This window comes from Corallococcus carmarthensis, from assembly GCF_003611695.1.
Classification (GTDB): Bacteria; Myxococcota; Myxococcia; order Myxococcales; family Myxococcaceae; genus Corallococcus; species Corallococcus carmarthensis.
Genome location: NZ_RAWE01000179.1, coordinates 1 through 21272 on the forward strand (window position 1 = coordinate 1; position 21272 = coordinate 21272).

Genomic DNA, 21272 nt, shown 5'->3' on the forward strand with positions numbered 1-21272 from the left:
TGTGTATAAGAGACAGCCCCCGGACGGCCACCGGAGCCTGCCCCTGCACCGGCGCCTTCGCGCGTCGCTGCGGGTGTCCGTGGTGGAGGGGATGTTCTCGGAGGTGTTCACCGCGTGCGCGGGTCCCACGGTGCTCACCGCGTGGGCCATCGCGCTGAAGCTGGGGCCCTTCCTGGTGGGCGTGATGACGGCGCTGCCGTTCTTCTCGCAGTTCGTGCAGTTCCCCGCCGCCTGGCTCACGCTCTGCTTCGGCCACCGGCGGGTGGCGCTGACCGCGGTGTGCCTGTCCCGCATCGCCCTCTTGCCCCTGGCGCTGATGCCGTGGCTGGGCCTGCCGCTGGAGGCACGGCAGCACCTGCTGCTCGCCGTGGCCGGGGCCTCCGCGGTGCTGGCCGTGGTGGGGAACAACGCCTGGGTCGCGTGGATGGGAGAGCTGGTCCCCGGCGCCATCCGGGGCCGCTTCTTCGGCAAGCGCACCGCGCTCATCACGCTGATGGGCACCGGCGCGTCGCTCACCGCGGGCCTGCTGATGGACCGCCTGAAGGGGCTGGACGGGGTGGGACTGGCGCTGCCGCTCCTGGCGCTCGTCGCCAGTGTCATGGGCGTCGTCACCACGCTGATGATGGCCGCGCAGCATGACCCGGCGCCCCCGGGCACCACGCCGAAGCTGGAGCTCAAGGCGGCGCTGCTGCCCTGGAAGGACGACGGCGCGCGGCGGGTGCTCCTGTATCAAGTCGCATGGAACGCGGCGGTGGGCGTGTCCGCCCCCTTCTTCGCGCTGCACAGCCTGCAGAACCTCAAGATGACCTTCGTCATCATGGCCCTGCACGCGGCGGCGGTGGCGGGGGTGCGCGTGCTGACGGCGCCCCTGTGGGGCCGCGCCATCGACCGGCTGGGCGCGCAGCCGGTGCTGATGCTCTGCTCGCTGGGCATCAGCGCCATCCCCATGCTGTGGCTGCTGCCGACGGCGGGGACGCTCTGGCCGCTCTTGTTCGACGTGCTCCTGGCGGGCTCGCTGTGGAGCGGCCACGGCCTGGCCATCTTCGCGCTGCCCCTCACGGTGGCGCCGCGCCGGGGCCGGCCCTTCTACCTGGCGGCGTTCGCCACCGCGGGCGGGCTCGCGTACGCGGCCGCGGCGGCATTGGGCGGGGCGCTGGCGGCGCAGGTGCCCCAGCAATTCATGCTGGGCGGACACCTGTGGGTGAACCTGCACGTCCTCTTCGTCGTGTCGTCGGTCGCCCGGCTGGGCGCCGCCTTCCTCGCGGCCCGGGTGAACGAACCCGGCGCCGCCACCACGCGCACCGTGGCCCAGGTGGTGGAGCGCTTCCTGCCCCGGCCGCGCGCGGCTACAGCCGGTAGTCGCGCACCATCGCCGCCACGCGCTCCGACAGGAGCTTGAGCGCCACGGCGGACTCACTGGTGGTGGAGATGCGCTTCACCGTGTCGCCCATCACCGTGTTCAGCTCGTTCACGGCGGTGAAGATCTGCTCGATGCCGGTGGCCTGCTGGTTCACCGTCTGGGAGATCTGACGGGCGGACACCACGCTGTCGCGCACGATGGAGGACAGCTGGCGCAGCGTGTCCCCGGACGTGCGCACCTGGGCCAGGCCCGTCTCCATGCGCTGCGTGCCCGCGGCGGTGATCTCCACCGTGGAGAAGATGGCCGTGCTGATGTCCGCCAGGATGCTGCGCACCTGGTTCGTGGCGCGGATGGACTGGTCCGCCAGGCCGCGGATCTCCCGGGCCACCACCGCGAAGCCCTTGCCGTGCTCCCCGGAGCGCGCCGCCTCGATGGCCGCGTTCACCGCGAGCAGGTGGGACTGGTCCGCCAGGTCCTTCACCGTCTCCGTGATGCCGGAGATCTGCTCGGTGCGCTCACCCAGGGCCATGATGCGCTCGGCGATCTGCTCCACCTGGGCGCGCAGGGCCACCATGCCCTCGATGCTTTCGGTGATGGCGATCTCGCCCGTCTTGCCCAGCACCTCCGCGCGCTCCGCCACGTCGATGACCGTCTCCGCCGCGCGGGACGCCACCACCGACGTCTGGCGGATCTCCTGCGCCGTCACCTGCGTCTCCTGCAGCGCGGCGGCGTGGCGCGACACCATCTCGTTCTGCCGGCCCGCGGAGTCGTTCAGGTGGTCCACCGAACCGCGCAGCAAGTCCGAGGACGCCTGCAGCTGCTGCAGCAGGTCCTTCACCTTCGACGTCATCAGCGCGAAGGCCTTCGCCAGCTGGCCCACCTCGTCCGTGCCCTCCACGCGCACTGTCTCGCGCAGGTCGCCGTGCTCCGCGATGCGCTGCGCGGCCTCCGTCAGCTGCACCAGCGGCGACGCCACCCGGCGCGCCAGCACGATGGCCACCACCACGAACACCGCGAGCGCCAGCAACATCACCACGCTCACGCCCGTGGTGATGGCCTTGACCTGCGCGCGCGCCGCCGAGCGGTTGAAGCCCACATGCACGCTGCCCGCCCCGTTCGCGAAGCGCGAGCTCACGTCCAGCAGCTCCGCGTCCCGCACGTAGAACGTCGCCTCACCCTGCGCGCGGCCCAGCCGGTCGCGCAGCTCGCGCATGGCCGGGGCGTACTCGCCCGCCACCGCGCGCAGCTGCCCGGAGCCGTCGAAGACGGCCAGGTAGGCCACCTGGTGGTGGCGCGCCACCTGCTCCAGCACCGCCTGGAGCGACTCCGTCTGGCCCCCTGGCATCGCCGCGGGCAGCGTGGCCGCCAGCGCCGCGGGCAGCGCCCCTCCCACGTCGCGGCCCTGCGCCTCGAAGGCGGAGCTGACGCGCGGGATGAGGTAGCCGAAGAAGAGGACCGTGAAGAACAGCGCCACCAGGAGCGGCGCCAACGTAAGCTTCTGGGACAGGGAGAGTCGCATCCGGGAGCGGCGCCAAATCCAGAGGAAGTCTGGGAAACGAAGCCCCCCTGGACCATCCAGTGAGGTGCTGCATTGTGGACATCCCAGAGGAGCCGGCGCAATGGCTCCGCGCATTCCAGCCCCTGAAAGTCAGACACCGCGCCCTGGGTAGCCACGACCCCGGGGCGCGGAGGTCATCCCGGCGGCGTCAGCCCGCCTTGAGGTTGGAGGGCGCGCTCTCGTCCCACTTCTCCATCAGGGTGTTGGACGGGAGGGTCTCATCCAAGAGCTTGCGCGCGGCCTCGCCGCCGGTGACGGGCAGGCCCTTGCGGTCGATCAGGCCCAGCTGCACCAGCACCGCCGCCTGATCCCAGTAGATGTGCTCGTGGTAGAGCTTGTCGCCGCGGAAGTTCACCACCGCCACGAAGGCCGCCTCCACGAACTTCCCGGTGGGCGGGATGCCGGGGAGCATCCAGTCCATCTCGATGTCGTGGGTGAAGCTGAAGATGAACTCGTCCACCACGCGGTCCGCACCCACGGTGCGCGAAAGCAGGGTCATCTTCGTGTCCTTGGGGTTCGCGTGCACGAAGTGGTTCGCGTAGAAGCGGTGCAGGTACTCCGCGCCCACGCCTCCCGTCATCACCGGCACGCTGTTGACGTACGGGTGCGCCACCATGGTCTTCATGGTCGCATCCGCGTCCCGGGCGGCGAACTCCAGCTCCGTGTGCTTGTCCCACAGCGCGGCCAGGTCGTAGCGCGGCCCCATCATGCGCTTGAGCAGCGCCAGGGTGCGCGTGTGCGCCGTCATCTGCGAGGGCCGGTTGTAGGCCGGGGACCCCTCGCGGAAGAAGCCGTGGCGCACGCCCTGGTACACGTACAGCTCCACGTCGGCGCTGACGTGCTGCTTCACCCGCGCCACCGCGGACGGGGGCACGAAGCCGTCCCACTCCGCGAAGTGGACCACCATGGGGGCCGCGTTCTCACCGGCCTGCGCGAGCACGTCCTCCATCCCCGGCGCGCAGTAGGACACCGCGCAGTCCACGTGCGCGTGCGCCGCCAGCTGCGCGGCCAGCGTCCCACCCAGGCCGTAGCCCAGCGCGCCGACCTGCTTCTTGCCCCTGAGCCCCACCACCTCCGGCAGCGAGCGCGTCCAGGCCACCACCGGCTTCAGGTCCATCTCCTCCGGCTCTCCCAGCGCGGCGAGGTCCGGCACCACCACCACGTAGCCCTCTTCACTGAAGCGCTCGGCCATCAGCTTCAGGTGGGCGTTTCCCTCGAACGCCTCCACCATCAGCAGCAGCAGGCCCGGACCCGTCCCAGAGGCGGGGCGTCGCACCCACGCCCGAATCGGGTCGCTTCCATCCACGGGAATCCACGTCGAGTTGTCGTTCATTGTCGCGCACCCTCCCCAAAGCGGACACTCTTTGCGTCCGGACGGCTCGCCTCCCGGACGTCTGGCATTGTAGCAAAACCTCCACATGCCTGCCTCATCTAATGAGAGGTTTTGATACGGGCGGATTGTTGTATGGCTTTGGTGTGGAGTAATCAGCCATCACTGCAATGGCTTGCCCGTGACGCGATGGGCCTTGTGTTTCAGGCCGTCATCGGTGCAGCGACGCCCGCGCACGCGGAGTGCGCGCGAGTATCAGCCAAAGCCTGTCTTGGCAGACAGAGCGAGAAAACAGTCCCGCTCTCCGGGGTGGATTCCACCCGGAGGGTGCCGCCGTGGGCCTCCACGATGCTGCGCGCGATGTAGAGCCCCAGGCCCAGGCTTTCGCGCTGGCCCGGGCCGTCGCCGCGGCGGAAGGGCTGGAAGAGCGTGGGCAGCACGTGCGCGGGGATGGGAGCCCCGGCGTTCTGGACCTCCAGAAAGACGCAGTCCGCGCCCTGCTCGTAGGTGCGCAGGCGCACCGGCGTGTCGTGAGGGCTGTACTTGAGCGCGTTGTCCAGGAGGTTGGCCACCACCTGCGCCAGCCGATCCAGGTCCCACACACCGGGGAGGCTGTCGTGGGCGAAGTCGCACTGGATGGAGCGCTCCGGCCTCGCCGCGCGCAACTCGTCCACGAGCCTGCGGCACAGCTCGTTGAGGTCGCCCGCGCCTGGCACCACCGGGATGCCTCCGCCCACACGCGCGCGGGTGAAGTCCAGCAGCTGGTCCACGATGCGGTGGATGCGCTCGCCGCCCCTGGCCACGCGCTCGAACGCCTTGCGCTGGCTCTCCGGCAGCGCCTCGCGCGTCAGCTGGACGTTGGCGGTGGTGAGGATGGCCGCGAGCGGCGTGCGGATGTCGTGGCCCACGATTCCCAACAGCTGCTGCTCGAGCTCCGCCGCGCGCTGCAGTTCCTCCTCCACGCGCCGTCGCTCCGCCAGCTCCAGCGCCTGCTGCCGCAGCTTCTCCCCGCGCAGGTACAGCTCCACGAACACCGACACCTTGGCGCGCAAGATGTCCGGGTCCACGGGCTTGAGCAGGTAGTCCACCGCGCCGTACTCGTAGCCCCGGGTGACGTAGGCCGTCTCGCGGCTGAGCGCGGTGATGAAGAGGATGGGCAGGTGCCTCGTGCGCTCGCGGGTGCGCACCAGGCGCGCCGTCTCCAGCCCGTCCAGCCCCGGCATCTGCACGTCCATCAGCACGCACGCGTACTCGTCCAGCAGCAGCGCCTTCAGCGCCTCGTCACCGGAGCGCACCGACACCACGTGCTGCCCGAGCGGCTCCAGGATGCCCTCCAGGGCCAGCAGGTTCGCGGGCACGTCATCCACCAGGAGGACCCGGGCGCGGAGGGTATCGGGCGAGTCCTCGGTGCGGCGGGGCGACTCGTCGGACACGGCGGAGAGCACGGACGTCCTGGCGGCGGGGGGCATCAAGGCGGCGTTCACTCGGACGTTGAGGTGGAGCGGCTCGGGTGGCGGGCAGGCAGCCGGGGTTACGCCGGTCCGGCGGACGTCGAGCGCCTGCATCCAACACAGGCCCGGCTTCGCGTTGTTCCCTGCACCTGTATTCAAAAGACACAGCGAGACAGGAATTCATGTTCAAAACTGACCCGTTGCAATTCCTGTCAGGGGCGTAGACTCCGCCCACATGACTCACCCGGCTCCTCGCACCCTCCTGCTCGGTCCCCCTGACTTGCGCGCGCTCGTGGAGGGCGTGGGTCTGGACGTCCTGATGGACGAGCTCATCCAGGCGCTCACTGTCGCGCTGCGGGAGTTCGACGAATCCGTCCTGCAGGTTCCCAAGCGGGAGGGCTTCCAGGTGGTGAGCGAGCCCCGCCCGTCCGGGACGATTGGCTGGATGCCCGCCCTGCGGCGCGGGGACAGCCTGACGGTGCGGGTGTCCTCCTCGCTCCCCACCAACCGCGGGGACTCGGGGCTGCCCACGCTGGTCGCGACCCACAGTGTCTACGACGTGAAGACGGGCCACCTGGTGGCGGTGATGGACGGCGTGTTCGCCACGGCGCTGCGCACCGGCGCCGCGTCGGCGGTGGCCAGCCGCTACCTGGCGTCTCCGGACAGTCGGGTGCTGGGGCTGGTGGGCTGCGGCGCGCAGGCCGTCTCGCAGTTGCACGCGCTCAGCCGCGTGTTCCGGTTGGATCAGGTGCTGGTGCACGACATCGACGCGGACGCGGCGCGCTCCTTCGTGCGGCGCGTGGCGTTCCTGGGGCTGGACGTGCGGCCCACGCTGTTGCCGGACCTGGAGACGCGCGCGGACATCCTCTGCACCGCGACCACCGTCTCCCCGGGCGCCGGGCCCGTCATCTCCGGCCACGCGCTCCAGCCGCATGCGCACGTCAACGCGGTGGGCGCGGATCAGCCGGGCAAGGCGGAGCTGCCGCTGGCGCTCCTGCGCCGCAGCCTCGTCGTGCCGGACTTTCCCGCCCAGGCGCGCCTGGAGGGCGAGTGTCAGCAGCTCCACCCGGACCAGATTGGCCCGGACCTGGCCACCGTGGTGCAGCAGCCGGAGGAGTTCGAGGGCTGGCGCGAGCGCAACACGGTGTTCGACTCCACCGGCCACGCGCTGGAGGATCACGTGGTGACGCGCCTGCTGCTGGAGCATGCACGGCGCATGGGCCTGGGCACCCTGGTGGCGCTGGAATCGCTGGGCGGGGATCCGTTGGATCCGTACGCGCTGGTGCGCGGTGACGCAGGCGGACGCACGGAATCGCCGCGCCGCGCCACGGGCACCTGACGGTTCCTGGCGGACGAACAACCCGTCCGGACGACATCCATTCGTGCGTGGGCTGCGTATTGCCGCACACGCATGCACGCGCTCCTCCCCTCGCACCGCGTCCGGCGACTCGCGCTCGGACTGACCCTGACGGTGGCACCGCTGCTGGCCGGCTGCGGCCAGACGCCCGCGGCGGAGCGCGTGCCCTTCACCCCGGCCACCGGCGACGCGGTGCTGGAGCACGTCCCCGCGACGGCGACGGACGCGAAGGCCCGTGAGCGCGCCGCACTGCGACGGGCGCTGGCCGGGCGCGCGGATCAACTGGACCTGGCGCTGCGGCTGGCGCGGTTGGACATCGAGGAGGGGCGCGCCTCCGGCGACCCGCGCTATCTGGGCCGGGCGCAGGCGGCGCTCGGCCCCTGGTGGAGCGCGGAGCAGCCGCCTCCGGGTGTGCGCCTGCTGCGGGCCACCATCCTCCAGGGCCGCCACGAATTTCCCGCCGCCCTCACCGACCTGGATGCCCTGGTGCGCGAGACGCCCGACGACGCGCAGGCGTGGCTCACGCGCGCGGTCGTCCTGGGCGTGAGGGGTGAGCACGCGGAGGCGAAGCGCAGCTGCGCGGTGCTGGCGCCGCTCGCGGGCGCGGTGGCCGGTGCGGTGTGTCAGGCGCAGGTGATGAGCCTCGCGGGCCGGTCGAAGGACGCGGCCGTGCAGCTCTCCGCCGCGCTGGCGCGAGGCACCCACGGGGCGGACGAAGAGGCCTGGGCGCTGTCCACGCTGGCCGAAGCCACCGCGCGCGCGGGAGACACCGGACGCGCCACGAAGCTCTTCGCCCGCGTGCTCGCCATGGACCCGTCGGACGCCTACACGCGCGCCGCCTACGCGGACCTGCTGCTGGACCTGGGCCGTCCGCGCGACGTCATCGCCCTCACGAAGGACCATGGCCAGGACGACAACCAGCTTTTGCGCCGCGTGCTCGCGGAGGTGGCCCTGGGCACGCCGGAGGCCTCCGTGCTCGCGGCGGAGCTGGCTTCGCGCCACGCGGCCAGCCACCTGCGCGGTGACTCGCTGCACGCGCGCGAGGAGGCCCGCTTCGCGCTCCACGTCGAGAAGAACACCTCGAAGGCGCTCCAACTGGCGCGCGCGAACTGGGACGTGCAGCACGAGCCTTGGGACGCGCGCATCCTCCTGGAGGCCGCGCTCGCCCATGGCACTCCCGCCGACGCCGCCCCCGTCCTGCGCTTCCTGGAAGCCAGCGGCGCGGACGACCCCGGACCCCTGGCGCTCGCGGAGCGCGTGCGAAAGGCCACCCCATGAAGGCCCTGTCCCTGGTGGCGGTGCTGCTTCCCCTGGTGGCGCTGGCCCACAAGCCGAGCGACAGCTACCTGCACCTGGACCGCGCGGGTGACGGCTTCAGCGGCCGTTGGGACGTGGCCCTGCGCGACCTGGAGGAGGTGCTGGTCCTGGACGCGGACGGCGACGGCGCCATCACCTGGAGCGAGCTTCGCGCGCGACAGCCGGACGTCGCGGGCTATGCGCTCGCCCGGCTGAAGCTGTCCGCGGAGGGCGCTCCATGCCCGCTGGCTCCGGCCTCCGCGCTGCGCGTGGTGCGTCACTCCGACGGGGCCTATGCCGTCGTGGACTTCACCGCCGCGTGCCCGGCCGCGCCCCGCGCGCTGGACCTGGACTACACCCTGCTCTTCGACCGCGATCCGCAGCACCGTGGCATCGTGCGCGTGGGCAGCGACGGCGCCGGAGAACCGCTGGTCCTCTCCGCCACGCGCCACACGGCCCAGGTGTCGTTGGAGGGACTGTCGCCATGGCGGCGCTTCGGGCAGATGGTGCACTCCGGCATCGAGCACATCTGGGCAGGGGTGGATCACCTGCTCTTCCTGCTGGCGCTGCTCCTGCCGTCCGTCCTGCGGCGCGACCGGGCCACGGGCCGCTGGGTGCCGGTGGGCGACTTCGGCTCGGCGATGAAGGACGTGGTGAAGGTCGTGTCCGCGTTCACGCTCGCGCACTCACTGACGCTGAGCGCCGCGTCGCTGGGCTGGGTGGCGCTGCCGTCGCGGCTGGTGGAGTCCGCCATCGCGGCGAGCGTCATCGTCGCCGCGCTCAACAACGTCTTCCCCCTGATGGACCGCACGCGGTGGCTGGCGGCGTTCGCGCTGGGACTCCTGCACGGCTTCGGCTTCGCGTCGGTGCTCGCGGACCTGGAGCTTCCCGCGGGCAGCCTCGCGGTGACGTTGTTCGGCTTCAACGTGGGCGTGGAGCTGGGACAGCTCGCGTGCGTCGCCGTGTTCCTGCCCGTGGCGTTCCTCCTGCGTGACACGCGCGTGTATCGCCGTGCGTTGCTCGTGGGCGGATCCGCGGTGATTGCGCTGGTGGCCTGCGCGTGGCTCTGGGAGCGCGCGTTCGGCGTGGCGCTGTCCTTCGCCTGACGGACCTGCCCCGTGGGGCAGGTCTTCGTCCGTTCTGTAAATCCACGCGAATCCACGCAGCGTACTTGCTGTACCCGGACGATGTCCTGCGCAGGCAAGACACCCGGGCGAGCCTCACTCCGTTTCCATCACATCCGAGGAGCCACACATGAGAGCGAAGAAGCTCGCGGCGGTATTCACCGTCGCGACCACGCTGGGCGCGACCGCTGCCCTGGCGTCGAGTCACCGGGAAGCCCCCTTCATCACCAAGTCCCCCAAGGTCGACGCGACCGACCTCTACATGTTCCGCAGCTACGAAACGGGACGCGCGGACTTCGTGACGCTGATCGCCGACTACATCCCCTTCCAGGAGCCGTACGGCGGTCCGAACTTCTTCACCATGGATCCGGAAGCGCTCTACGAGATCCACATCGACAACGACGGGAACGGGCAGGAGGACCTCACCTTCCAGTTCCGCTTCACCAACACGCTGGCCAACGCCAACAACGGCGCGACGCTGACCATCGGCACCGGGGCCCAGGCGAAGACGGTCGCGGTGCCGCTCTTCAACGTGGGCGCCATCACCACGGCGGACCAGTCCAACCTGAACGTGCAGGAGTCCTTCACGCTCAAGGTCGTCCGGGGCAACCGCCGCACCGGCACCGCCAAGGATGTCACCAATGCGGTGGGCGGCTCGGCCACCTTCCGCAAGCCCACGGACTACATCGGCACCAAGTCGCTGGGCAGCCCGGCCACGTATGAAGCCTATGCGCGCGAGCACGTCTACTCGGTGAACATCCCGGACTGCGCCACGCCGGGCAAGGTGTTCGTCGGCCAGCGCAAGGAGCCCTTCGCGGTCAACCTGGGGCCGGTGTTCGACCTGGTGAACGCGGACCCGACCATCATCACGGACGCCACCAAGCGCAACGCGGTGCCCAACCCGCTGGCGAAGAACAGCATCACCACCCTGGCCCTGGAAGTGCCCATCGCCTGCCTCCAGGCCGGCAGCCAGACCGTCATCGGCGGGTGGACCACCGCGAGCGTGCGCCAGGCGCGCGCCATCAACCCCTCGCCCACGTTCGCGAAGCCCTCGCGTGACGGCGGCGCGTGGCAGCAGGTCAGCCGCCTGGGCATGCCGCTGGTGAACGAGATCGTCATCGGCCTTCCGGACAAGGACAAGTTCAACGCGAGCCAGCCCAAGGACGACGCGCAGTTCGCCACCTACGTGACGAACCCCACCCTGCCCGCGCTGCTGGAGAAGCTCTTCGGCACGAAGGCCCCCACCGTCTTCCCGCGCACGGACCTGGTGGCGGCGTTCCTCACCGGCGTCACCGGCGTCAACGCCAACGGCTCCACGGCGGAGATGCAGCGCCTGAACATGGCGCTGCCGGCCACGCCCAAGGCGAGCCAGAACAACCTGGGCGCCGCGGGCTGCTTCCTGAACGGCAAGCTGGACACGACGCTCGCGGGCTGCGACCCGGCGGGCTTCCCCAACGGCCGCCGCCCCGGCGACGACGTGGTGGACATCGAGCTGCGCGTGGCCATGGGCTACCTGTTCGAGAACGACACCCAGGCGCCCTCGCGCAACACCCCGTTCCACGACGCCGTGCTGCAGGACGCCTCGCAGTTCGACGCCGTGTTCCCCTACCTGAAGACGCCCGCCGCGGGCGCCAACGGCGACGGGACGTGATGCCATGCGCAACCTGAGAGCACTGGCCTGTGTCTTCGCGCTCGGAGCCGCCGTGGGCTTCAGCGGGTGCAGCGACGACGACGATGATCCGAAGCCGGACGGCGGCACCCAGCCGGACTCGGGCACGCCCGACTCCGGAACGCCGGATGCCGGCCCCACGGGCACGGAGTTCACCGTGTTCGTGAAGGACCTCATCGAGAACCAGACCCACGACACGGGCACCCCTGTGACGCTGGACGACAAGAACTTTGTCGACTCCGAGCCCACGGACGCGTTCCCGCCCGCCTTCTTCCAGTAGGCGAAGGCCGAAGCAGCAGCTCCGCCCCGATGCCCGGTCCCTACACCGGACGTCGGGGCGGTTTCGTTTCACTCCCGGCACACAACTTCCGCGCCCCCCAGGCCGATAATCGCGAAAGCTCTAGCTGTCCATTCTTCCTGGGATTTTCCGCCATGACTGTCCGCACCACGGCCCCCCGCGCCACCTCCTCCGCTCCCGCGACCTCCGCCACGGCTCCGCGCACCAACGCCGTCGCCCCGCGCGCGGCGGCCGCGTCCACCGCCGTGACGGCGCCGCCCGCCGGCCTGGGCAAGGGCGACTCGGGGACCAAGGTGAGGCAGCTGCAGCAGGGGCTGGTGAAGCTGGGCTACCTGACGCAGGCGCAGATGAACACGGGCGTGGGCAGCTTCGGGCCCGCGACCGAGGCGGCGGTGAAGAAGTTCCAGGGCGACCACAAGATCGCCACCACCGGCTACTACGGCGAGCAGACGGCGGCGGCGCTGAAGAAGGCGCTCACGAAGACGACGCCCCCGCCCACGGAGCCGGGGAAGTTCACCAAGCCCGCGGTCATCAGCGCGCCCTCGCCCAACAGCGACTCGCGCAACGGCGCGGACATCGACGCCATCGTGCTGCACCACACCGGCACCAACAACGGCGCCGGGGACATGGCGTGGATGCGCAACCCGGACAGCAAGGTGTCCGCGCACTACATGCTGGACCGCGACGGGAAGATCTACCAGCTCGTCGGCGACACCAAGCGCGCCTGGCACGCGGGCAAGGGTGAGCTGCACGGCGTGCCCACGGACGTGAACGCGCGCTCCATTGGAATCGAGATCGTCAACGACGGCAGCGGCAAGACGGCCTTCACCGACGCGCAGTACAAGGCACTGACGCAGCTCGTGGGCTACCTGAAGCAGGAGTACAAGGTGCCCGCGAACAACATCGTCGGACACAAGGACGTGGCCGTGCCCAAGGGCCGCAAGGACGATCCGGCGGCCAACTTCGACTGGGCCCGGCTGCGCAAGGGCATTGGCGGCTGAGCAGCGCTCCTCGCGCCGCTCGCCCTGCCTTGCCGGGCGTGCGCGCCTCCGCCGGGGCGTGCTAGAAGACCGTCCCGGTGCTTCGACTCTGGCTCTTCATCTGCCTGATGCTGCTCGCTCCCGTGGGGGGCGGACTCGCCCATGCCCTCGGGCCGGCGCAGGCGGAGACGTGCCTCACCGGCTGCTCGGATGACGACGCGCAGGGTCAGTGTGCTCCCACCTGCGTGGATTGCACCTGCTGCACGCACGCGAAGCCCCTGGCCGTCGCCGTGCCGCTGCCGGGACTCGCGGACTCCCGGTTCCAGGACCCGCCCCTCACGCTCGAAGCCGCCGAGCCGTCGTCCGCCGACGCGGATGACATCCTGCACGTCCCCATAGTTCCTCTCGCCTAAGGCCCGCGTCCGTCGTCGTTCGCACGCGCCCCGCCACCGGTGTGCCCGGCCTCCTGCCCGGGTGCATGGGTGCGCGCGGCCGCCTTCCGAAGAGGTCTTCCCCCGTGCCCATTCGTTCCGCGACGGCCGCCCTCGGGCTGGCCGCCGCACTGCTCTGGCCGCGCCCTGGTGGCGCGGATCCATCCCACATCACCCTCCAGGACGCCTTCGCCCTGGCGCGCCAACACGCCCCCGCGCTGGTGGAGGCCCGGGCCCGCGTGCGCGCCGCCCAGGGGCCCCTGGCGAGCGCCGCGCCGCTCTTGCGCGAGAACCCCCAGCTGGACTTCCAGGTCGGGTCGCGACGGCTCGCCAATGGCGACCACGGCCTGGACCTCGCGGTGGGTCTGGCACAGCCCTTCGAGCTCGGAGGCAAGCAGGGCCTGCGGCGGGAGGCGGCGCGCGCCGGACTGTCCATGGAAGAGGCCCGCCTGCGCGACGCGGAACGGCTCGTGCTGGGGGACGTGGCCGCCGCGTACCTGCGCCTCTTGCAAGCCCGTGAGCGATTGAAGCTGGTGAACGCCGCGGCGGATGCGGCGGCGCGCACCGTCCAGGCCACGGAGCGGCGCTACGCGGCCGGTGACGTGCCGGCGGTGGACCTCAACGTCGCGAAGGTGGCGCGGGCCCGCGCCCTCGCGGAGGTCCGGGTCTCACAGGGAGAGGTCTCCGCGCTGCGGGCGGAGCTGGAGGGGCGCCTGGGCTACCGCACGGAGAAGGCCCGCGCCTTCGACGATGATCTGCGGTCGCTCGCGCTGGCGCCTCCACGCGCGGCGCCGGACGGCGGCGGGACGCGCGCGGACCTGGTGGCCCTGGAGCAGGAACAGGCGCAGGCGAAGGCCGCCGCGACGCTGGGCCGGCGCCAGGTGCTGCCGGACGTGGCGCTGGGCGTGCGCTACCAGAAGGAGGCGGACGAAACGGTGTTCCTGGGAACGCTCAGCGTGCCCCTGCCCCTCTTCGCCCGCGGACAGGAAGCGCGCCTCGTCAGTGAAGCGGACGCAAGCCGCGCCGAGGGCGAGCTCCGCGCCGCGAGCATCGTCGTGCCCGCCCAGGTCCAGGCCGCGAGCGAACGCTACCGCGCGAGCCGCGACGCCCTCGGAGCCCTGGAGGAGGTCCTGCCGCTGCTGGACGACAACGAAGCGCTGGCGCAGCGCTCGTACGACGCCGGAGAGATGGACCTCGCCGCGTTCCTCCTCATCCGCCGCGACACGCTGGAGGCGCGGGCCGCGTGGCTCGACGGCCTCACGCGCGCCGCCCTTGCCCGTGTGCAGCTCGAAGTGGAAACCGGAGTCCTGCCATGAAGCCCACCCTTCTGTTGCTCGCAGCCCTCGTGGGCCTCACCGCCTGCAAGTCCTCCAAGGCGGAACACGACGACGCGCACGAACACGGTCACGACGAGGCGTCCCCGGAGAAGCTCCACGTCGAGTCCGGAGACGTCATCCACGTGCACGTCCCCCAGGAGATGCTCCGGGACCTGCGCGTCACCACCGCGAAGGTGGAGGCCCGCCCGGGCGGAGAGAGCGTCACCGCGCTGGGAGAGCTGACCTTCAGCGAGGACGCCTACGCGGAGGTGGCGTCACCGGTCTCCGCGCGCGTGGCCTCCGTCGCCGTGACGACGGGCCAGGTCGTGAAGCAGGGCCAGCGGCTGGCGGAGCTCCAGAGTCCGGAGCTGGGCCGCGGCCGCGCGGACCTCCAGGCCGCCCAGGCCCGAGCCACCGCCGCCCGGCAGGCCGCGGACCGCAAGCGCACGCTGGCCGAGGAGCGCATCGTCGCGCGCAAGGACGCGCAGGCCGCTGAAGCCGATGCCGCCGCCGCGGACGCGGAGGTCGCCGCGGCGAAGGCCTCGCTCACGGCGCTGGGCGCGGGCAGCGCCGGGGGTGATGGCACGTCGGGCTTCGTGCTCAAGGCCCCCATCGACGGCACCGTCGTGGAGCGCACCGCGCGGCTGGGGCAGATGGCGGATCCATCACAACCGCTCTTCCGCATCGGAGACCTGTCGTCGCTGTGGCTCATCGTCCATGCGTTCGAACGGGACGCCGTGCGCCTGAAGCCCGGAGCCGAAGCGCGCGTCACCTTCGCCGCGTTCCCGGGCCAGGAGTTCGCCGCGAAGGTGGGCCACGTGGGGCAGCGGGTGGATCCGCACAGCCGCACCATCCCCGTGCGCCTGGAGCTGGACAACAGCAAGGGGATCCTGCGGCCGGGCATGTCCGCGTCGGCGTCCATCCCCCTGGGAGATCCGGGCGCCACGCTCACGGCCGTGCCGGCGGCGGCGCTCCAGCGGCTGGAGAACGGCTGGGTGGTGTTCCTGCCCACGGCGGAGGCCGGCGTCTTCGAACAGCGCGAGGTGGGCCGGGGCCGCAGCCTGGGTACGCAGGTGGAGGTCCTGTCGGGGCTCGCCGTCGGGAATGAGGTCGTGGTGGAAGGCGCGTTCCTGCTCAAGGCCGAGGTGGAGAAGTCCCAGGGCGGAGGTGACGAACATGGCCACTGATCCACGCACGACGCTGCCGGGGCGCATCCTGCGCGCGTCCTTCGCCCGGCCCGGGCTGACGGTGCTCGTCGTCCTGGCGCTGGCGGCCTTCGGCGCGGTGGCGCTCAAGAACCTGCGTCAGGACGTGTTCCCGGACCTGTCCGCGCCCATCTTCAACGTCATCGTGCAGAACCCGGCCATGGGCGCCGAGGAGCTGGAGACGGCGGTGGCCATCCCCATGGAGGTGGCGCTGGCGGGCCTGCCGCAGGTGCGCCGCATCCGCTCCACGTCCCAGCTGGGCGTCACGCAGGTGACGGTGGAGTTCGAACCGGACGCGGACTACTTCCGCAGCCGTCAGTACGTGGCGGAGCACGTGGCGCAGGTGGAAGGCGAGCTGCCGCCCGGCACCGACGCACCGCTCGTGTCCAGCCTCACCGGCCGGCTCAATGAAGTCTTCGAGTTCACGCTGGAAGCGGAGCCCGGCAGCGCGGACCTGATGGCGCTGCGCGACCTGGCGGAGTTCGACGTCAAGAACCGGCTGCTCGCGGTGCCCGGCGTCGCGGGCGTGGAGCGGCTGGGCGGCTACCTGCGCCAGTTCCAGGTGCTGCTGGATCCGGATCAACTGGTGGCGCGAGGCATCACCCTGGATGAAGTGCAGCACGGCCTGGAAGGCGCCAGCGTCAACGCGTCCGGCGGCTTCGTGGTGCAGGGTCCCATGGAGTGGGCCGTGCGCGCGGTGGGCCGCGCGGAGACCGTGGAGGACCTGAACAACACCGTGGTCGCGCTGCGGGACGGGACGCCGGTGCTGCTGGGAGACGTCGCGGACGTGCGCGAAGCCCCCGCGATGCGCCGGGGCATGGCGCACCGGCTCAAGGGCGAGGTCGTGAGCTGCCGCGTGAGCAAGCAGTTCGGCGCGGACACGGTGCGGGTGGCCGAAGGCGTGCGCGCCGCCATCGAGGAGCTGCGCCGTTCGCTGCCGCCGGGCGTGCACCTGCGCGTCGTCTATGATCAATCAGAGCTGGTGGGCTCCGCGCTGGGAGGCGTGGGCCGGGCCATCCTGCTGGGGGCGTTCCTGGTGGTGGGCGTGCTCTTCCTGATGCTCGGGGACTGGCGCGCGGCGCTCATCGTCACGCTCACCCTGCCCCTGTCGCTGGCCCTGGCGGGACTGCTGCTCAAGGCGGCGGGCATCGGGTTGAACACGATGACGCTGGGAGGCCTGGCCATCGCGGTGGGCCTGCTGGTGGACGCAGCCATCATCGTCGTGGAGAACGTCATCCACGACCTGCGCGAGGGCAAGGGCCGCCGCTCGGTGCGCGACGAGGCGCTGGCGGCGGCGCTGGAGGTGGGCCGGCCCATCGCCTTCGCCACGCTCATCGTCGTCGCGGTGTTCATCCCGCTCTTCGCGATGACGGGCATCGAAGGCCGCATGTACCAGCCGCTCGCGGCGGCGGTGGTGGCGTGTCTGGCCGCATCGCTCGCGCTGGCGCTCACGCTGGTGCCGGTGGTGTCGGGGCTCCTGTTGCGCGCGCCGCGCGAGGACTCGCCGGAGGACGTGTGGCTCATCCGCAAGGTGAAGGCCGCGTACGCGCCGCTGCTGGACAGGTGCATGCGTCACGCGGGCCTCGTGCGCGTGGTGGCGCTGGCCATCACCGTGCCCGCGCTCGGCCTGGCCTTCATGGTGGGCAGCGACTTCATGCCCCGGCTGGACGAGGGTGCGTTCCTGCTCCAGACGGTGCTGCCGCCGGAGGCATCGCTGGACGAGGTGGACCGCCTCAACCACCGCGTGGAGGACGTGCTGCGCGAGTTCCCGGAGGTGGAGGACGTGGTGCGCCGCACGGGCCGTGCCGAGCGCACCGAGGACCCGATGCCCCACACCCTGTCCGACGTGCTGGTGGTCCTCAAGAAGGACGCGACGGGCGGCCGTGAGGAACTGGAGTCGCGGATGCGCGAGGCGGTGGGGAAGGTGCCCGGCGTGTCGGTGCTCTTCACCACGCCGCTGGGGATGCGCATCGACGAGGGACTGGGAGGCAGCCCCGCGGATCTCTCCGTGCGCATCTTCGGGCCGGACCTGGACACGCTGGCGGAGCTCGCGGACCGCACGCGCGCACTGATGGCCAAGGTGGACGGCGTGGAGGACCTGCGGGCGGAGCGGCTGAGCGGTCTGCCGCAGCTGCGCATCGCGGTGAACCGCGCGGCGGTGGCGCGCGTGGGGCTCACGCCCGGGGACGTCATCCGGGCCGTCCGCGTGGGGCTCGTGGGCGAGGAGTCCGCGCAGATCTGGAAGGGCCAACGCCGCTACGACCTGGTGCTCCGGCTGGCGGACCACCGCCGGGGCGACGTGAACGCCCTGCGCAACCTGCTGGTGGACGGGCACGACGGCACGCGCATCCCGCTGAGCCAGCTGGCAACCATCGAAGAGACCACCGGCGCGGGAAGCGTGCGCCGCGAAGCGGGCAGCCGGCGCATCGCGGTGGAGGCGGGCGTGTCCGGCCGCGACCTGGGCAGCACCGCGGCGGAGCTGCGGGAGGTGCTGGCCACGCAGCTGAAATTGCCCACGGGCTACTTCGTGGACGTGGGCGGCAAGGTGGAGAGCCAGGAGCGCGCGGCGCAGGCGTTGACGGTGGCCATCGCCCTGGCGCTGCTGGCGGTGTTCGTCCTGCTCTACCTCGCGCTGGACTCCGTGGCGGAGGCGCTGGTCATCCTGGCCACGTTGCCAGACGCGTTCGTGGGCGGCATCCTCGCGCTGTTGCTGGCAGGAGAGACGTGGAACGTGTCCAGCCTGGTGGGGCTCATCGGTCTGTTCGGCATCGCGGTGCAGAACGGCCTGGTGCTCGTGGCGCAGACGAAGGACCTGATGGGCCGGGGCAAGCCCTTCGCGGAGGCCGTGCGAGAGGCGAGCCTCGGCCGCGTGCGCCCCAAGCTGATGACCGCGGGCACGGCCATCCTCGGGTTGCTGCCCCTGCTGGTGTTGCCGCTGCACGGGACGGAGATCGAACGTCCGCTCGCGGTGGTGATGGTGGGCGGGCTCGTCACGTCCACCCTCTTCACGCTGCTGGCCCTGCCCACGTTCTACGCGCTGGTGCATGGGTTCCAGGAGCGCATCGCCGCGCGCAGGGCGGCGCGAAAGGTCCCGGCATGAACCTGTCTCCGGAGGCGCTGGACACGCTGCTGCGCCATCACCATGCGTTCCTCGCCTTCCTTACGCCGCGCGTGGGGAGCCAGGAGGCCGCGCGCGAGGTGCTGCAGGCCGCGTTCGTGAAGGGCATGGAACAGGGCGGTTCCCTGCGCGAGGACCAGAGCGCGGTGGCCTGGTTCTACCGGCTCCTGCGCAACGCCCTGGTGGACCGCCACCGCCGGGGCCAGCGGGAAGTCACCGCGCTGGAGTCCCTGACCCACGAACAGCCGCTGTCCACGGAGGACGCCTCCGGGTTGGAGGCGACGGTGTGCGGCTGCGTGGCAGGGCTCGCGGGGACGCTCAAGCCCGAGTACGCGGAGGCCGTGCGCCGGGTGGACCTGGAAGGACTGTCCGTGGCGTCGTACGCGAAGGAGGCGGGCATCACCCCCAACAACGCCGCCGTGCGCCTGCACCGCGCGCGGCAGGCCCTGGGCCGTCAGCTGGTGGAGCTGTGCGGACACTGCTGCGCGCAGGGCTGCGGGGACTGCGCCTGCGCCCCCGCGTGAACAAGCAGGTGTAAGGGCGCGCGGGGCCGGGCGTCAGCGTGGGGGAACGCAGCTGGAGGTCTCCCATGGACGTCGCCACCTTCACCCGGCCGGCCCTGCCCGCCGCCACCCTCGCCTTCCTCCTCTTCGCCATGGTGTTGCCGTCGGTGCGCCTGCGCCGCCGCACGGGCCGTCCGGCGCTGGTGCTGCATCGCTCAGGGCCACCGCTTCAGCGCGTCATCGGCGTGGGCATGGCGCTGTTCATGGGGGCCATCGTGCTCTGGAGCGCGGCGCACCTGGCCTTCGGTGAGCAGGCCCTGGGCGTGTGGCGGGTGCCCGGCGTGCTCCGGTGGAGCGGCTGGGCCCTGGTCGCCGTGGGGTTCGTCGTCACCGTGCGGGCCCAGGTGGAGATGGGCGCGTCGTGGCGCATCGGCATCGACTCGGAGCGGACGGAGCTGGTGACGGGAGGCCTCTTCGGCGTCGTGCGCAACCCCATCTTCAGCGGGATGCTCGTCGTGGTGACGGGCATGGCGCTCGCGACCCCGAGCGCCTGGACCGTGATGGGCTGGCTCGACTACGTGCTGCTGGTGTCGCTCCAGGTGCGGCTGGAGGAGGATCACCTGCTCCGCCTGCACGGCGGCACCTATCAGCGCTACGCGGCGCGCGTGGGCCGCTTCATCCCGGGCGTGGGGCGGTTGGAGCCGTCAGGCCTGGACACCGCGCCGCGCATCACAGTGTGACGGCGGCGGTCACACCTCGCACGAAGCGCCCATGCGAACGTGCTCTGTTGGACGCCGTCATTCCGTGGGGTTGCGCTACCGGACGCCTTGGCCCGGCCCTTGCTCGACAGGCGCCGGTGTCCTGGCTGCCGTACGGGCACATCCCTTTTCGAGGTCGCGTGTGCACTGGAAATCCCCCTGGCTCTTCGCCGTTCTGCTGCTCGGTGGCTGCGCGTCCGTCCAAAAGGAGCGCGGCCACCTGGAAGTGGCGGCACTCGTGGAGGAGCGGACGGGCTTGAAGACGCGTTGGAACCAGGGGACGCCCGAGGATGCCCAGGTTCAACAGCACCTGGATGCCCTGCTGGCCGGTGATCTCACGTCGGACCGGGCGGTGGAGGTGGCGCTGCTCAACAACCCGGCGCTCCAGGGGACGTACGAGGAGCTGGGCGTGTCGCAGGCGGACATGGTGCAGGCCGGGTTGCTCACCAACCCGTCCTTCGACGGGAGCATCGGCTTCCCGCTGTCTTCGGACGGCAACACCGAGACCGAGTTCTCCATCGTCCAGAGCTTCGTGGACCTCTTCACGCTGCCCTTGCGCAAGCGCGTGGCGAAGGAGCAATTCCTGGCGGACACGCTGCGCGTCGCGCACGAAGCCCTGGCCACCACGGCGGAGGTCCGCCAGACGTTCACGGAGGTGCAGGCCCGGCAGCAGCTGGTGGCGCTGCGCCGCGAGGTGCTCCAGGCCGCGGACGCGGCGGCGGACCTGTCCGGCCGTCAGCGCGACGCGGGCAACATCACGGCGCTGGCGCTGGCCACGGAACAGGCCGCGATGGAGCAGGCGCGGCTGGAGCTGGCACAGGACGAGCTGGCGCTGTTCGAAGCGCGCGAACACCTCAACCGCCTGATGGGCCTGTATGGCGCGCGGGTGCGGTGGACGCTCGCGGAGAAGCTGCCCGAGGTCCCCGCATCCGAGGCGTCACTGGAACGTCTGGAGACGCTCGCCATCCAGCAGCGGTTGGACATCGACGCGGCCCGCAAGCAGGCCTCGCTGTTGTGGAACGCGCTGGAGCTGGCGCGCAGCACGCGCTTCTTTGGCCGCGTGGAGGTGGGCGTGCACACGCACCGCGACGCGAACGGACCGCGCCTGTTGGGCCCCACGCTGTCGCTGGAGCTGCCCCTCTTCGATCAGCGTCAGGCGCTCATCGCGAAGCTGGAAGCGCAGTACCGCCAGGGTGAGGACCGGCTGACGGAGCTGGCCGTCAACGCCCGCTCGGAGGTGCGCGCCGCGAGGGCAAGGCTGGTGACACTGCGGAACATGGCGGAGCGCTACCAGAAGGTCGTGCTCCCGCTGCGCACCACCATCGTCGAGGAGTCACAACGCCAGTACAACGCCATGCAGATCGGCCTTCCCGCCCTCCTCATCGCGCGACGCGATCAGGTGGAAGCCTGGAGGGCCTACCTGGAGACGGTCCGCGACTATTGGATGGCGCGTGCCGACCTGGAGCGCCTCGTGGGCGGACGCCTGCCCGCACCCGCTCCCGCTCCCTCCCCTTCCCC

General features: G+C 71.4%; 17 protein-coding genes. 14 read left to right on the forward strand and 3 right to left on the reverse strand.

Going from position 1 to position 21272, the window contains the following annotated elements:
• Position 1: 1 nt before the first annotated feature.
• Positions 2 to 1399, forward strand: a complete 1398-nt coding sequence (locus D7X32_RS32945; RefSeq protein ID WP_244239315.1) for an MFS transporter — start codon at positions 2 to 4, stop codon at positions 1397 to 1399.
• Here the strand turns inward: D7X32_RS32945 and D7X32_RS32950 are convergent.
• From D7X32_RS32950 to D7X32_RS32960, 3 genes are all read right to left on the reverse strand, one after another.
• The gene (locus D7X32_RS32950; protein WP_120606539.1) at positions 1347 to 2879 is read right to left on the reverse strand and encodes a methyl-accepting chemotaxis protein; all 1533 of its coding nucleotides are present in this window, start codon (positions 2877 to 2879) and stop codon (positions 1347 to 1349) included. The genes D7X32_RS32945 and D7X32_RS32950 overlap by 53 nt on opposite strands.
• 187 nt (positions 2880 to 3066) lie before the next feature.
• Positions 3067 to 4251, reverse strand: a complete 1185-nt coding sequence (locus D7X32_RS32955) for a dienelactone hydrolase family protein (RefSeq protein ID WP_120606540.1) — start codon at positions 4249 to 4251, stop codon at positions 3067 to 3069.
• 200 nt (positions 4252 to 4451) lie between these two features.
• Positions 4452 to 5717, reverse strand: coding sequence for a hybrid sensor histidine kinase/response regulator (locus D7X32_RS32960; protein WP_120606541.1), 1266 nt, complete (start codon positions 5715 to 5717; stop codon positions 4452 to 4454).
• A gap of 283 nt (positions 5718 to 6000) precedes the next feature.
• Between D7X32_RS32960 and D7X32_RS32965 the strand changes: the two genes are divergently transcribed.
• The 13 genes from D7X32_RS32965 to D7X32_RS33025 form a co-directional block, all read left to right on the forward strand.
• Positions 6001 to 7038: an ornithine cyclodeaminase family protein gene (locus D7X32_RS32965; protein WP_244239316.1), complete on the forward strand. Its 1038-nt coding sequence runs from the start codon at positions 6001 to 6003 to the stop codon at positions 7036 to 7038.
• Positions 7039 to 7110: 72 nt separating this feature from the next.
• Positions 7111 to 8334, forward strand: a complete 1224-nt coding sequence (locus D7X32_RS32970; protein WP_120606543.1) for a tetratricopeptide repeat protein — start codon at positions 7111 to 7113, stop codon at positions 8332 to 8334.
• On the forward strand, positions 8331 to 9458 hold the full coding sequence (locus D7X32_RS32975; RefSeq protein WP_120606544.1) for a HupE/UreJ family protein: 1128 nt from the start codon (positions 8331 to 8333) through the stop codon (positions 9456 to 9458). The genes D7X32_RS32970 and D7X32_RS32975 overlap by 4 nt, the downstream gene beginning before the upstream one ends.
• Positions 9459 to 9606: 148 nt before the next feature.
• Positions 9607 to 11127: a DUF4331 domain-containing protein gene (locus D7X32_RS32980; protein ID WP_120606545.1), complete on the forward strand. Its 1521-nt coding sequence runs from the start codon at positions 9607 to 9609 to the stop codon at positions 11125 to 11127.
• A 4-nt stretch (positions 11128 to 11131) separates the two neighbouring features.
• Positions 11132 to 11425, forward strand: coding sequence for a hypothetical protein (locus tag D7X32_RS32985; protein WP_120606546.1), 294 nt, complete (start codon positions 11132 to 11134; stop codon positions 11423 to 11425).
• Between the two features lie 152 nt (positions 11426 to 11577).
• Positions 11578 to 12444 (forward strand): peptidoglycan recognition protein family protein, encoded by an 867-nt coding sequence (locus D7X32_RS32990; protein ID WP_120606547.1) that lies wholly within the window; start codon positions 11578 to 11580, stop codon positions 12442 to 12444.
• Positions 12445 to 12521: 77 nt separating this feature from the next.
• The gene (locus tag D7X32_RS32995) at positions 12522 to 12836 is read left to right on the forward strand and encodes a hypothetical protein (protein WP_120606548.1); all 315 of its coding nucleotides are present in this window, start codon (positions 12522 to 12524) and stop codon (positions 12834 to 12836) included.
• Positions 12837 to 12940: 104 nt separating this feature from the next.
• The gene (locus D7X32_RS33000) at positions 12941 to 14170 is read left to right on the forward strand and encodes a TolC family protein (protein ID WP_244239317.1); all 1230 of its coding nucleotides are present in this window, start codon (positions 12941 to 12943) and stop codon (positions 14168 to 14170) included.
• Positions 14167 to 15357, forward strand: a complete 1191-nt coding sequence (locus D7X32_RS33005) for an efflux RND transporter periplasmic adaptor subunit (RefSeq protein ID WP_120606550.1) — start codon at positions 14167 to 14169, stop codon at positions 15355 to 15357. Before D7X32_RS33000 ends, D7X32_RS33005 begins: the two co-directional genes overlap by 4 nt.
• Positions 15347 to 18475: an efflux RND transporter permease subunit gene (locus D7X32_RS33010; protein ID WP_120606551.1), complete on the forward strand. Its 3129-nt coding sequence runs from the start codon at positions 15347 to 15349 to the stop codon at positions 18473 to 18475. Before D7X32_RS33005 ends, D7X32_RS33010 begins: the two co-directional genes overlap by 11 nt.
• Entirely contained in the window at positions 18472 to 19017 is a 546-nt protein-coding gene (locus tag D7X32_RS33015) for an RNA polymerase sigma factor (protein WP_120606552.1), read from the forward strand. Before D7X32_RS33010 ends, D7X32_RS33015 begins: the two co-directional genes overlap by 4 nt.
• Positions 19018 to 19082: 65 nt before the next feature.
• Positions 19083 to 19736, forward strand: coding sequence for a methyltransferase family protein (locus D7X32_RS33020; RefSeq protein WP_120606553.1), 654 nt, complete (start codon positions 19083 to 19085; stop codon positions 19734 to 19736).
• Between the two features lie 160 nt (positions 19737 to 19896).
• A partial coding sequence (locus D7X32_RS33025) for a TolC family protein (RefSeq protein WP_244239318.1) occupies positions 19897 to 21272 on the forward strand: 1376 nt, incomplete at its 3' end.

Bases quoted from the DNA above. Each gene is read 5' to 3' on its own strand.
- D7X32_RS32950 (WP_120606539.1), bottom strand. From the start codon at position 2,879: ATGCGACTCTCCCTGTCCCAGAAGCTTACGTTGGCGCCGCTCCTGGTG.
- D7X32_RS32955 (WP_120606540.1), bottom strand. From the start codon at position 4,251: ATGAACGACAACTCGACGTGGATTCCCGTGGATGGAAGCGACCCGATT.
- D7X32_RS32960 (WP_120606541.1), bottom strand. From the start codon at position 5,717: ATGCCCCCCGCCGCCAGGACGTCCGTGCTCTCCGCCGTGTCCGACGAG.
- D7X32_RS32970 (WP_120606543.1), top strand. From the start codon at position 7,111: ATGCACGCGCTCCTCCCCTCGCACCGCGTCCGGCGACTCGCGCTCGGA.
- D7X32_RS32975 (WP_120606544.1), top strand. From the start codon at position 8,331: ATGAAGGCCCTGTCCCTGGTGGCGGTGCTGCTTCCCCTGGTGGCGCTG.
- D7X32_RS32980 (WP_120606545.1), top strand. From the start codon at position 9,607: ATGAGAGCGAAGAAGCTCGCGGCGGTATTCACCGTCGCGACCACGCTG.
- D7X32_RS32985 (WP_120606546.1), top strand. From the start codon at position 11,132: ATGCGCAACCTGAGAGCACTGGCCTGTGTCTTCGCGCTCGGAGCCGCC.
- D7X32_RS32990 (WP_120606547.1), top strand. From the start codon at position 11,578: ATGACTGTCCGCACCACGGCCCCCCGCGCCACCTCCTCCGCTCCCGCG.
- D7X32_RS33005 (WP_120606550.1), top strand. From the start codon at position 14,167: ATGAAGCCCACCCTTCTGTTGCTCGCAGCCCTCGTGGGCCTCACCGCC.
- D7X32_RS33010 (WP_120606551.1), top strand. From the start codon at position 15,347: ATGGCCACTGATCCACGCACGACGCTGCCGGGGCGCATCCTGCGCGCG.
- D7X32_RS33015 (WP_120606552.1), top strand. From the start codon at position 18,472: ATGAACCTGTCTCCGGAGGCGCTGGACACGCTGCTGCGCCATCACCAT.
- D7X32_RS33020 (WP_120606553.1), top strand. From the start codon at position 19,083: ATGGACGTCGCCACCTTCACCCGGCCGGCCCTGCCCGCCGCCACCCTC.